This is a genomic window from Mesorhizobium sp. M1E.F.Ca.ET.045.02.1.1, from assembly GCF_003952485.1.
Lineage (GTDB): Bacteria > Pseudomonadota > Alphaproteobacteria > Rhizobiales > Rhizobiaceae > Mesorhizobium.
The window spans coordinates 5,525,009-5,536,529 of sequence record NZ_CP034447.1 but is presented as its reverse complement, the minus strand read 5'-3'; the positions used below and the strand labels follow the sequence as shown (position 1 = coordinate 5,536,529).

Annotated in this window: 14 protein-coding genes; 10 read left to right on the top strand and 4 right to left on the bottom strand. The window is 63.3% G+C overall.

Translation table 11 applies throughout. The features are described 5' to 3' along the window. Nucleotides 1-49: 49 nt before the first annotated feature. From EJ070_RS26680 to EJ070_RS26660, 5 genes are all read left to right on the top strand, one after another. Nucleotides 50-595 (top strand): sigma-70 family RNA polymerase sigma factor, encoded by a 546-nt coding sequence (locus EJ070_RS26680; protein WP_126094038.1) that lies wholly within the window; start codon nucleotides 50-52, stop codon nucleotides 593-595. Further along, nucleotides 592-1,365: an anti-sigma factor gene (locus EJ070_RS26675; protein WP_126094037.1), complete on the top strand. Its 774-nt coding sequence runs from the start codon at nucleotides 592-594 to the stop codon at nucleotides 1,363-1,365. Before EJ070_RS26680 ends, EJ070_RS26675 begins: the two co-directional genes overlap by 4 nt. A 38-nt stretch (nucleotides 1,366-1,403) precedes the next feature. Continuing rightward, nucleotides 1,404-2,120: a Bax inhibitor-1/YccA family protein gene (locus EJ070_RS26670; RefSeq protein ID WP_126094036.1), complete on the top strand. Its 717-nt coding sequence runs from the start codon at nucleotides 1,404-1,406 to the stop codon at nucleotides 2,118-2,120. 191 nt (nucleotides 2,121-2,311) lie between these two features. After that, nucleotides 2,312-3,184, top strand: coding sequence for an aldose 1-epimerase family protein (locus EJ070_RS26665; RefSeq protein ID WP_126094035.1), 873 nt, complete (start codon nucleotides 2,312-2,314; stop codon nucleotides 3,182-3,184). Between the two features lie 14 nt (nucleotides 3,185-3,198). After that, nucleotides 3,199-3,609 carry a hypothetical protein gene (locus tag EJ070_RS26660; protein ID WP_126094034.1) on the top strand — a complete coding sequence of 137 codons (411 nt, stop codon included), beginning with the start codon at nucleotides 3,199-3,201 and terminating at the stop codon, nucleotides 3,607-3,609. Here EJ070_RS26660 and EJ070_RS26655 read toward each other — a convergent pair. Continuing rightward, the gene (locus EJ070_RS26655) at nucleotides 3,606-4,049 is read right to left on the bottom strand and encodes a class I SAM-dependent methyltransferase (protein ID WP_126094033.1); all 444 of its coding nucleotides are present in this window, start codon (nucleotides 4,047-4,049) and stop codon (nucleotides 3,606-3,608) included. The two genes, EJ070_RS26660 and EJ070_RS26655, sit on opposite strands and share 4 nt — an antisense overlap. 119 nt (nucleotides 4,050-4,168) lie before the next feature. On the opposite strand from EJ070_RS26655, the gene EJ070_RS26650 reads away from it, so the two are divergent. Beyond that, nucleotides 4,169-4,561, top strand: a complete 393-nt coding sequence (locus tag EJ070_RS26650; protein WP_126094032.1) for a GFA family protein — start codon at nucleotides 4,169-4,171, stop codon at nucleotides 4,559-4,561. Between the two features lie 51 nt (nucleotides 4,562-4,612). Here EJ070_RS26650 and EJ070_RS26645 read toward each other — a convergent pair whose 3' ends face one another. Further along, nucleotides 4,613-6,130, bottom strand: a complete 1,518-nt coding sequence (locus tag EJ070_RS26645) for a winged helix-turn-helix domain-containing protein (RefSeq protein WP_189350085.1) — start codon at nucleotides 6,128-6,130, stop codon at nucleotides 4,613-4,615. 125 nt (nucleotides 6,131-6,255) lie between these two features. On the opposite strand from EJ070_RS26645, the gene EJ070_RS26640 reads away from it, so the two are divergent. Further along, nucleotides 6,256-6,510 carry a DUF1127 domain-containing protein gene (locus EJ070_RS26640; RefSeq protein ID WP_126094031.1) on the top strand — a complete coding sequence of 85 codons (255 nt, stop codon included), beginning with the start codon at nucleotides 6,256-6,258 and terminating at the stop codon, nucleotides 6,508-6,510. Nucleotides 6,511-6,572: 62 nt separating this feature from the next. On the opposite strand, the gene EJ070_RS26635 is transcribed toward EJ070_RS26640, so the two are convergent. Further along, nucleotides 6,573-7,484, bottom strand: coding sequence for an agmatinase (locus tag EJ070_RS26635; RefSeq protein ID WP_126094030.1), 912 nt, complete (start codon nucleotides 7,482-7,484; stop codon nucleotides 6,573-6,575). A gap of 441 nt (nucleotides 7,485-7,925) precedes the next feature. On the opposite strand from EJ070_RS26635, the gene EJ070_RS26630 reads away from it, so the two are divergent. Continuing rightward, a complete protein-coding gene (locus EJ070_RS26630) occupies nucleotides 7,926-8,381 on the top strand; it encodes a phasin (RefSeq protein WP_126094029.1) in 456 nt (151 codons plus the stop codon). A 151-nt stretch (nucleotides 8,382-8,532) separates the two neighbouring features. Here the strand turns inward: EJ070_RS26630 and EJ070_RS26625 are convergent, their stop codons facing one another. After that, nucleotides 8,533-8,970: a CBS domain-containing protein gene (locus EJ070_RS26625; RefSeq protein ID WP_040971192.1), complete on the bottom strand. Its 438-nt coding sequence runs from the start codon at nucleotides 8,968-8,970 to the stop codon at nucleotides 8,533-8,535. Between the two features lie 532 nt (nucleotides 8,971-9,502). Here EJ070_RS26625 and EJ070_RS26620 point away from each other — a divergent pair. Both EJ070_RS26620 and EJ070_RS26615 read left to right on the top strand, forming a co-directional pair. Next, nucleotides 9,503-9,952 carry a hypothetical protein gene (locus EJ070_RS26620; RefSeq protein ID WP_189350083.1) on the top strand — a complete coding sequence of 150 codons (450 nt, stop codon included), beginning with the start codon at nucleotides 9,503-9,505 and terminating at the stop codon, nucleotides 9,950-9,952. 76 nt (nucleotides 9,953-10,028) lie between these two features. Continuing rightward, a complete protein-coding gene (locus tag EJ070_RS26615; RefSeq protein ID WP_126094027.1) occupies nucleotides 10,029-11,513 on the top strand; it encodes a multicopper oxidase family protein in 1,485 nt (494 codons plus the stop codon). Nucleotides 11,514-11,521 lie beyond the last annotated feature (8 nt).

Here is an 11,521-nt window from a genome sequence, read left to right as displayed (position 1 = left end):
GTGTCCCGTAATCGCAAAAGAAAGCGGCGGGCGGGATTAAAGTCCCCACATGCTCCGTAAACAGGGCATGAAACGGTCGATGGTCGATATTGTCGGGCAGTTGGGGTCGCTGCGGCGCTACGCGCGCTCGCTGACGCGCGACAGCGCCGATGCGGAGGATCTGGTCCACGATGCGCTGGTGCGCGCCTATGAGCGTCGCGGCACCTTTCGCTCGGGCGGCAATTTGCGCGCCTGGCTGCTCGCGATCGTGCACAACATCTTCATCGACGGTGTGCGCTCGCGCCGGTCGGAAGCCGCGCGCATCGAGCAGGCCGGACATCTTGCCGATGTCAGCGCACCCGCGCCGCAGGATCACCGGGTGCGCCTCTCGCAGGTGCGGGAAGCCTTCCTGTCGCTGCCTGAGGAACAACGCTCCGCCCTGCATCTCGTCGCCATCGAAGGGCTGAGCTACGCCCAGGCAGCGGAAGTCAGCGGCGTGCCGCTCGGAACGTTGATGTCGCGCATCGGCCGCGCGCGTGCCGCGCTGCGCGAGATGGAGGAGGGCGCTTCGGCGCGCGGCAAAAATCACCTGAGGATCGTGGGAGTTGAACCATGACCGCTATCGTCGATCCCGTAACCGATGCCGATCTCGACGCCTATGTCGACGATCAGCTCGACGTTGCCCGCCGCATCGAGGTCGAGGCGTTCCTGTCCGCCCGTCCCGAGGTGGCGGCGCGGGTGATGTCCGATCTCAGGACGCGCGACGAGTTGCGCGTGGCGTTGGCCGGGTCGGGCGGCATGGCGCAGCCGGCAACAACCGAGGCGGCGCGCCGGCTGGAGAGGGCGCTCGCCAGGGATCGCGTCTTTTCCGTGCTGCAGCGGGCGGCCGCGGCCGCCGTGCTGGTGGCGGCGGGCTGGCTCGCCAACGGCTTCTTCGGGCCGATCGCGGTGACCAAGGTTGTCGCCTCGACGCAGCCGCCCGCCTATGTCGAGGAAGCGGTGAGCGCGCACCGGACGACGCTGGTGCGCGAGACGATGCCATCTCAGGCCGAAGCGCCAAATTACAATGCCGACGAAATCCGCGCCGCGACAGCGATCGTCATGCCCTCGCTTCCCGATGACTGGAAGATACGAGACGTCCAGATCTATCCGTCGCGTTTCGGGCCGAGCGTCGAGATGGCGGTCGAGACGAAGGACCTCGGCCTGGTGTCGCTCTTCGCCATCAGGCCGGGCACGTTCGACGTGGTGAAACCGACGGTCGCGCCCTCGGGCGATATCTCATCCGCCTATTTCCAGATCGGCGAGGTGGCCTACGCCGTCGTCGGACGAGGCGATGCCGGCGATCTCGACCGGGCCGCCGAAAAGCTGGCCCGAACGCTTTACTGAAACGCCCAATCAAACCGATCCAACCAAGGAGAACCCAAATGAACAGCCCCAATCTGGGATACCGAATGGGCGCCGGCGTCCAGACCGGCGCGGTCTATGACGAGGGCCTGCGCAAGCACATGCTGCGCGTCTACAACTATATGGGCCTCGGCCTCGTCGTCACCGGCCTTGTCGCCTTGGCCGTCGCCTCGACGCCGGCGCTCTACGTGCCGATCTTCTCCAGCCCGCTGAAATGGGTGGTGATGCTGGCGCCGCTCGCCTTCGTCATGCTCTTCTCGTTCAAGATGCAGACGATGTCGGCGGCAAGCGCGCAGGCCATGTTCTGGGCCTTCTGTGCCGTCATGGGCCTGTCGCTCGCTTCCGTGTTCCTGGTGTTCACCGGCACCAGCATCGCGCGCACCTTCTTCATCGCTGCGACGATGTTCGGCGCCACCAGCCTCTATGGCTACACGACCAGGCGCGACCTGACGCAGTTCTCGTCCTTCCTGATCATGGGCCTGATCGGCGTGGTGATTGCCAGCCTCGTCAACCTGTTCCTGGGCTCGACCGCGCTGCAGTTTGCCATCTCGGTGATCGGCATTGCCGTCTTCATCGGCCTGACCGCCTGGGATACGCAGACGATCAAGGAGCAGTATGCCGACAATTTCGACGCGGAATCGCAGCAGAAGCTCGCCGTCTTCGGCGCCTTCTCGCTCTATCTGAATTTCATCAACATCTTCCAGCTGCTGCTGAATTTCACCGGCGAGCGCGAATAGTCCGGACCGTAGCAGGCACCACTGCTGACCTTGGCGTGGCTGGAGGGCAACCTCCGGCCACTTTTTTCGGGCAGGCACGGGTCGTGGATCGTTCGTCCTGAAAGCGTGAAGTGCGTCATGGCCCGCCGCCCTTGAGTTCACGCGCGGCCTTTTGCTAGCCTGCCGGGCACACGAGCCAGCCGCGAGGTCACATGGAACAGGATAGCCTGATGCTTCACGGTGACGGCATCTCGGCGACCATCGTCGGGCAGGGCGCCGAATTGGTTTCCTTGCGCGACGCCGACGGCACGGAGCTTCTGTGGCAGGCAGGGCCTGCCTGGCGGCGCCATTCCCCAGTCCTGTTTCCGATCGTCGGCCGGCTCAAGGGCGACCGGTTGCGCCATCGCGGCCAAAACTATCCGATGACGCAGCATGGTTTCGCCCGCGACAGGCGCTTCGCCTGGGTGCAGCGGACGCCTTCGTCCTGCACCCTGGTCCTAATGGACGGTGCCGAAACCAGTGTCCATTACCCATTCGCTTTCTATCTGACCGTAAGCTATAGCCTCGCTCCTCGGCAGCTAGACGTGACCTTCGAAGTTACCAACATAGGCGAAGAACTGCTGCCGGCCTCGATCGGCGCTCACCCCGCCTTCAACTGGCCGCTGCTGCCGGAACTGCCCAAGGAAGCCTATCGGCTGACCTTTGCCGACAATGAGCCCGCGCCGATCCGCCGCCTGAAGGATGGGCTTTTGCTCCCGGCACCGCAGCCAACGCCCATCGAAGGCAAGGCGCTTGCGCTCTCCGAACGGCTGTTCGACGATGACGCGGTCATCCTGGACCAGCCTGCCAGCACCAGCGTCCGCTATGCCGCCGACCGCGGCCCATCGATAGAGATGTCCTGGCAGGGGTTCAACGAGCTGGGCATCTGGTCCAAACCCGGCGGGGCGCCGTTCCTGTGCATCGAGCCCTGGCATGGCCTCGCAAGCCCGGTCGATTTCGACGGCGAATTTGCCGACAAGCCAGGCGTGATGCTGATCGAGCCGGGCGCGAAGCGGACCCTGAGCTATCAGATCGGCGTCGGCTGAGAGCCGTCGAAGCCATGGCGTTCGCGATCAAGGCCGAGATCAGGGATCCGCAGGCGGAGACATTCATCTTCGCCGCGCAGAAGACCATGTATGGCGGCAAGCAAATCGCCGAGGGCGACGTCATCTTCCTGTTCGCCAGCGAGAACGAAGGCGGGCAGGGACTCGTCGCGCGCGGCATCATCACGCTGTCCGAAGCCGCCCCCAGAAGGCCCGACCTCGAACGGCAGACGCCGCGCGTCAGTGTTTCCATCCGCCGCACCGCATCGACCGCTCGGCGATTGGGCCGGGACGAGCTCAAGCGGTTCAAGGACTGGAAGGACGGTCGGCCCGAGACCGAGCTCAATTTCAAATTCTACCGCCAGGCGACGAACAAGGTCATCGGCATTTCAGGCGAGACGGCTGCGTTTCTCGACGGGTTTTTCTAAAGAGGCAGGGCGCCCCCTAACTCGACCTCCTTCAGTGGATCGCCGCCGTCGATGAACAGCCGGCCACCTGGTTTCAGGGCGGACTTGATGCGCGTCAACGCCGCCCGGCCAGCCTCGGGGTGACGCCCGTCAAGGGCGCCGACCCGCATCGCAAAGGCGATATCGAAGAGGTCTTCGCCTGACCTCAACGCGAAGTCCTCGATCGCTACGCACCTGAAATCAAGGCAGCCCAAAGCCATCTCATCGGCCGATCCCGCCCGCGCCAATTGGATTGCCTTTTCCGAACGGTCGATGGCCAGAATGAAGCCATGGCCGATACGGCGAGCGACGGCACGAGCGGCAACGCCGGGGCCGCATCCGATCTCCAGGACGCGAAGTCCCGGTTTCAATGGGAGAGCTTCGACGAAAGCGGTTATCCGCTCGGAGATTCCGGCAGCCATGAGACAAGTTATGCAATTCGGTTTGGGGGCCAAGCAAGCGAGACGGCGCAGCTTTCATGGACGGCTCGGCGCGGTTCGTTGTAAACGTTCCGGCCGATCGATTTTGGAGGAGACGCAACATGGACAGGTTCACGGGCGGTTGCCTGTGCGGCAAGGTCCGGATCGTGGCGTCGGGTCGCCCATACAGGGTCGGCATTTGTCACTGTCTCGACTGCCGCAAGCATCACGGGTCGCTGTTTCACGCTTCCGCGATTTTCCCTCAAGATGCGGTGACGATCGCCGGCGAAACGCGCGACTATGCCGGGCGGTTCTTCTGCCCGCGCTGCGGCTCGTCCGTTTTCGCGCGCACCGCGGACGAAATCGAAGTCAGCCTGGGATCGCTGGACGCCCCTGACCAACTGAGGCCAACCTACGAACTGTGGACCGTCCGCCGCGAGTCCTGGTTGCCGCCGTTTCCGCTCAACAGACGATACGAACGTGATCGCGACGCCACGGGCCGTTTTGAGGAGTAGGGGGCGACCGCCTTCCGGATAGGATGACCGTTTGGAGGGGCGCGCCGACCGTCACTCCGGCAAACCAGCCTTGCGAAAGCCGTCGACGAAATGCTCGAGCGTCGCGGCGTCGCGGAACGGTTCGGTCCAGACCCAGTGGCTGGTGCTGAAATGCGGGTTGGCGACGAGGAACATCTCGACCTCTGCGCGCGCCTCGTCGAACCGGCCGAGTTGGGCAAGGCTTGCCGCCAGGAAACGGCGTGAGCTCGTGCGATAGGTCTCGTCCCTGCGCAGCGTCTCGACGGCGGCTTCGTACTCGCCGGCCGCATACTGCGCCTGGCCGAGTGTCAGATAGTACCAGCTCGGCGGATAAGGGTTGAGCCGGAACGCCTTGCGAATGTGCTCGAGGCTTTCCTCGATCTGGCCGGCCAGAACCTCGATGTCTGATATCGTCGCCCAGGTGTCGGCATCGTTCGGGTCGAGCTCGATCGCCTTGGCGAATTCAGCGTCCGCCTCGTCGAAGCGGCGCTCATAGGCAAGCAGGTTGGCCAGCACCCAGTGGCAGCCGGCATCGTTGGGATCGATCGCGACAGCCTTGCGCGCCAGTTCCAGGGCGACGCCGCGGTTGGGTTCGATGGGTTCGCCCCAATGCACCCATCCCATCCAATGGTTCATGGCAAGCCAGCGATAAGCCTCGGCATAGTCCGGATCGAGCGAAACCGCGCGCATCAGCATCAGATGCGCTTCCCGTGCCGTCTGCGGCGAGTCGTCGATCAGCTTGCGCGCCCGCACGCACAGATCATAGGCCTCGAGGTTCCTGGGCCGGTTGCGCGGCGGCGGCGCGCGCAGGCGGCCGAGCAACGCCTCCACGATCTTGGCCGTCACCTCGTCCTGGACGGCAAAAATATCTTCCAGGCTGCGATCGAAGCGTTCCGCCCACAGATGTTCGCCGCTCACCGCGTCGACCAGTTGCGCGTTGATGCGCACGCGCCCGGCGGCGCGTCTTGCGCTGCCCTCCAGCAGGTAGCGCACGCCAAGCTCCTCGGCGATCCTGCGCACGTCCATCGCCTTGCCTTTGTAGGCAAAGACCGAGTTGCGGGCGATGACGAACAGGCCGGCATTCCTGGACAGGTCGGTGATCAGATCCTCGGTCAGCCCATCCGCGAAGGAGTCCTGCTCGGGATCGCTGGAGAAAGCAACGAAGGGCAGCACCGCTATCGATGGCTTGCTGGGCAGCGGCAAAGGCTTTCGCACCGCGCCGCCGAGCTGTTCGATCGCTCCGGTGAAGCGGTAGCCGACGCGCGGAACCGTGGCGATCCATTCACCGCCATCGGCGGCCGGACCGAGCAGCTTCCTGAGCTGCGCGATCTGAACGGTGAGGTTGCCTTCCTCGACGGCCGTGCCCGGCCACGCAGCATCCATCAACTCGGCCTTGCCCAGGATTTCTCCGGGCCGTCCGGCGAGCGCGGCAAGCAGCTTTATCCCGCGATTGCCAACGGCAACAGGGACATCGTTCCGAAGGAGCGTTCCCGCACCCGGATCAAGCACGAATGGACCGAAGGCGAAGCGCGAGCCCTGCATGCGGCGCATCTATAGTCCGTTTGGAACTTTTTGGAACTATTTGGGAGGGCTTAATTACGGCGCTGTTCGCCTCCTGCAGAATTCAACCTCTTTCAGGTCGATCGCCTACGGGCCTCAACCATCAGGAGGTTGCCATGAACGATATTTTTGCCCCGGCGCCGCATCAGGCAGCGTGCAGAGCGACGGTCGTAAGGCCGTCGAAAATGTCGCCTCGGCGTTACAGCCTGGCGACCCTGCGAAGCATCGTCGCGGGTTGGCGCGAGCAGACGCACTTTCGCTGGGACCTCAAGCGAATCTCGGAAACCAATCCGCATCTGATCGACGATATCGGTTTGACGAGACATCAGGTGGACGAAGAGATCGCCAAGCTGCCTTTCTGGCAACGATAAAGGAACGTTTCCAAAAGGGTAGGGCGGTTGCCTCGTGCAATATCTGGAGGCCGAAGCCGGGTCTAACCCTGCCGGACGATGGCGCCGATCGCATTGACGATAAGTCTCGCTGCGGTGAGCGCCGACAGGCCGTCAATGTCGGCGGGAGGATAGAACTCGACGAGATCGAACCCGGCGATCCTGCCCCGCTTGCCGAGACCCGCGATCAGGTCGATCACCTGCGTGTAGGTGAGACCGCCGGGTGTGCGCGCCGCCACGCCTGGCATGATGAAGGGATCGAGGCCATCGCAGTCGAGGGTGACGACGACTTGCGCGCCTTCCGGAATATGCATGAGAGCGGCTTCGACGCCTTGGGCATGAACCTCGCGGGCGGTCACGAAGCGGCTGCCGTAGCGCCGCGCCGCTTCGATTTCTGCGCGGCGTGCGCTGCCGACGCTGCGCAGGCCGACCTGTACGATGCCGGCGATATGCGGCATCTCGCTCGCCCGGCGCATCGGGCTCGAATAGCCGAAGCGTTCGCCATCGACCTCGTCGCGCCAATCGATATGGGCATCGATCTGCAGGATCCAGACTGGCCCGTGATCCGTAAAGCCGGCGAGGAAGGGAATGACCACGGAATCGTCGCCGCCGAGCAGGGTCGGCACAGCCTGCAATGCCAGGACCTCGCGCGTCTTCGCCTCGATCCGGGCGCGGTTGCCGTCATTGTCGTGCATGATGGTCAAGACGTTGCCGGCGTCGACGCAGCAGACCGGCTTGCCGTCGAACAGCGGGCCGCCGAGATCGAAATCCCAGTTCTCGATCAGCGGCGCATCGCCCTGGCTCGCCGCGCGGATGGCACCGGCGGCCAGGACATAGCCGCTGCTGTCCTTGCCGGGATAGGTGCTGCCGTGACCGGCTCCGAAGATCACCGCGCGGGGTGTACGGCCTTCTGCGAGGCGATCGGGAAAGCCGAGAAAGGAAGGTGAAGCGGTCATTTCTGGATGGCCTTGATTGTGAATGCCGGCGCGAACGAGCAGCTTGGGGCAGGCTAGTTGCTTGTTCGGTTCGACGCCATCACCGAAATCGCGAGCGAGCCGGGGCGAAGCTTGCATTGTTGCAACCAAGTTCGAACAGGGCAGGGTGCGAAGCAGACCTGCGACCCTGTTACAAAAGCCGCACTCTGCCACGTCGTGAAAATCGAGCGCGAAATGGGGTGCTACGGCGCATCACGGACGTCCAGCCATATCCTTCGCTGCGTTGCCAGCTGATTGGCTCCCCTCCTGCCCTGTTTCTTCTGAAGACTGCAGGAAAAGCCCAGTTTCAAATATAAATATATTGCGCTGCAACAAAATGTTGCACTGCAGGTAATACTGCCACATACTGCTCTCGCTGTTCTGGGGCGCGGGCGAGACACATCGTCAACCGGAGGATAGGAAATGTCCAAGACCACCGACAAACCCACCGAAACCGCCGGATTTCCAGCAGTCGACGCTGGCAAGGCCACCGATCAACTTCGTGCAGTCGCCGAAACGGGCGTGGAGCAGTCGAAAGAAGCTCTTGCAAAGTTCCAATCGGGCGCTGAAGACGCCCGGAAGGCGCTTGAGTCGACCGCCGAAACCGCGAAATCGGTCGGCAACGAGCTGTCGCTGAAGATGATCGCCGCGTGGCGCGCCAATGCCGAAGCTGATTTCTCGCACGCCGAAGCTCTGGTCCGTGCGAAGTCGCTGCCGGAAGTTTTTGAGTTGCAGACGACCTTCCTGCGCAAGCGCCTGGAAATGGGTGCCGAGCAAGCCAAGGAATTTCAGGAACTCGCTACAAAAGCGGCGACCGACGTTTCCAAGCCGGTCAAAGCCGCCTTCGAGAAGGTGTTGCAGGATCTCAAGGCCGCCTGATTGTAATCCGAGTCCGAGGGAACAAGCTGTCATAGCGCGCGGACAGGGGTACGAAAGCCAAGCTTTGCAATGCGATCGCAGATATTTTGGGCGGCATGCCAGGTTCCGTTCACGCATGCCACCCATTCGTCGCAAAGCGCCCCTGAAAACCTCAGGCGGCCCGCAAGTGCCGTTCAGCGTCGCGTGCGGCGATTTTGGCAAGCGGCGCGAGGATCGCACTTTCGGCCTTCAGCGCGACATCACCCAACGAGATGAGGCCCGTCATCCGTTTCTGCCGGTTGAGCACCGGAAGGTGATGCACCTGACGCTCCTGCATTTGCCCAAGCGCCTGTTCCAGGGTCTGATCCTCGAAACAGAAGAATATGCCGGGCGACATCACCGCGCGGCATGTCAATTTATCGAGGCTCTCGCCGGCGGCCACGGCGCGGCACGTGATGTCGCGATCCGTGATCATGCCAACGAGCCGATCATTTTCGCCGATCGGCACGCAACCGATACCTTCATCGCGCATGACGCGCGCGACTTCCCGTATCGGTGTATCGGGGGAGTACCAACGCACTTTCCCCGTCATCGCTTCCTTTACCAGCATGGTCGCCTCCATGTGGCCTGGTCCCATCGGGATCGCGGACGGATGCAGCACGAGAGACAGGACCTGGCAATAATCATTGCTGCGGACAATTCCGCCCGCGAAGTCCTGGAAATGACTATGCACCCGAACGATACGGTCTGGCCAGACTCTATTCGGGCCGGTCGGATCCGAAATGACGAGCAGGCCCCCAAACGACTCGGTAATAGCTGATCCGGTCGCACGCCTCGCGAGTGGCTACATCAGATGTTGCAACCAAGTTCGAATGTCGCGTTGCCAGCAAAATAGAAATCGCGATGGGCGTCATCCGCCGATCAACGACCTTCGACAACATCTTCCGCTCACCCAGAACCAATCCCACCGGCTGTCGGCATCCAGCAAAGGGGGCGACATTTCTGGTTCCTTGATAATGAGCTATCGGATCTGAAGTGATCCATCAGCGGCGGCAGGCGGCGAAGGCACATCGCGGCCGGGCTCGGCCTCTTTGACTTAGCGCAAATTCCGGCTGGCTCCTTCAGGTTATGATTGTTGCAGAATGGCCCACTATTCAGGAAGAAGGGATTTGGTTCGGAGCATCATCCGATCAAAACTGGGCGGCCCAATGCGACATTCGTTCGACTTCGAAGTGTTGCGTGGGGTGGCCATCTGTCTTGCGTTGCTGATGGCGCTGACCACGGTCCTTCACGGCCACGTCAACGCGGTCGCTGCTCCGCATGGCATCCAGTGGTCAGCGCAGCATAACCATGGCTCCGCAGCGATCCGGCATGATGGCCGTCACGCTCCGTGCAATGGCGTTGGGCACACGCATAATCAAGGAATATGTTTTGCCGCCGCTTCGGGCTGCTCTTTCTGCGTTCCAGTTGACGCTCAAGCATTCGTGGTGACATCGCACGCCCAGCCGGTCGCGACTGCGCCGCCCTTTGCTTCTTCTCCAGCAGACGTGCCGATTCGTCTGCGCCCTCCAAAACTCACCGTGATCGCCTGAGCGCACGAACCCTCGCGTCCGCGCGCTTCGCCGCCGGTCAATCCGGCCTCGAGTCACGAAACATGAGAGCTTTACAATGCAATCCATATCCCGTCGCCAGTTCCTGGCGTCCACGGCGGCTGCCGGCGCTGCGAGCGTCATCCTGCCGCTGATCACTGCTCATGCCGCGCGAGCGGCCAAGCCTACAATCATCCGGGCCGATACCCGCGTCATCGACGTTGCCGGCCGTGCCGCCAAGGTCTTCGGTCTCGTCCAGCCCGATGGCACGCATGGGCTTACCATGTCGGCAGCCGACGGCTTCCAGGTCCGGCTCGAAAACGCGCTCGCCGCGCCAACCTTGATCCATTGGCACGGCCTGACGCCGCCGTTCGGGCAGGACGGCGTGCCGGATCTGCCGCAGCCGTTGCTGCAGCCGGGCCAAAATCACGACTACAGCTTCCCCGTCGCCGCACCCGGCACTCATTGGATGCACGCCCACACGCTGCAGGAACAGCAACTCCTTGCCGCGCCACTGATCGTCACGGATCCGGCCGATGAGGGCAGGGACGAGCAGCCCGTGGTGGTGCTGTTCCACGACTTCAGCTTCAAGACGCCCGAGGAGTTGCTGGCCGGCCTGACCGGATCGGCGCCCGCATCGGGAACCAATGGCATGGCCGGTCACTCGATGTCGGGCATGTCAGGCATGGACATGCAAGGCATGTCCAGCGGGCAGGGCATGGCCATGCCAATGGACACCAACGACATCGAGTATGACGCCTACCTGGCGAACGACCGCACGTTGGACGATCCGCAGGTGTTCGCAGTCGAGCGGAACGGCACGGTCCGGCTGCGGCTCATCAATGGAGCGACCGCGACGGCATTCTGGATCGACACCGGGTCGATCGAAGGCGAGGCAATCGCCGTCGACGGGAATCCTGTCGCTCCCGTGCGCGGCCGCCGCTTTCCGCTCGCCATGGGCCAGCGCATCGACATCCGGCTGCGCATTCCGGACGAGACGGGGGCCTGGCCGATCCTGGCGCTGCGCGAGGGCGGTGTCGAGCGCACCGGCTTCGTGTTGGCAACGAAGGGAGGCGCGGTAAAGCGCATCGCGCCCGCTGGCGAACAGGCCACGACCGCGCTCGACCTTGCATTCGAGTCCGGTCTCGTCGCCGCCAAGCCCCTGGCGGTGACGCCTGCGGACCGGAACCAGCCCATCGAGATCGGCGGCACGATGCAGGCTTACTCCTGGACGATCAACGGCAGGACATGGGCCAACCATCGGCCGATCCCGGTGCGGAAGGGGGAGCGCATCGAACTGACGCTGCGCAACACCAGCATGATGGGCCATCCCATGCACCTGCACGGCCACCATTTCCAGGTGGTCGCCGTCGACGGCCGCCGCTTCGCGGGAGCCGTCCGCGACACCGTCTGGGTGCCGCCGATGCGCGAGGTGACGGTGGCGTTCGATGCCGCCAACCCTGGGACATGGGCGTTCCACTGCCATCACCTCTATCACATGGCGACCGGCATGATGACCGTCGTCGACTACTCCGCGGGACCGCTTTCGAGGATAAGACCATGAGAAATAAA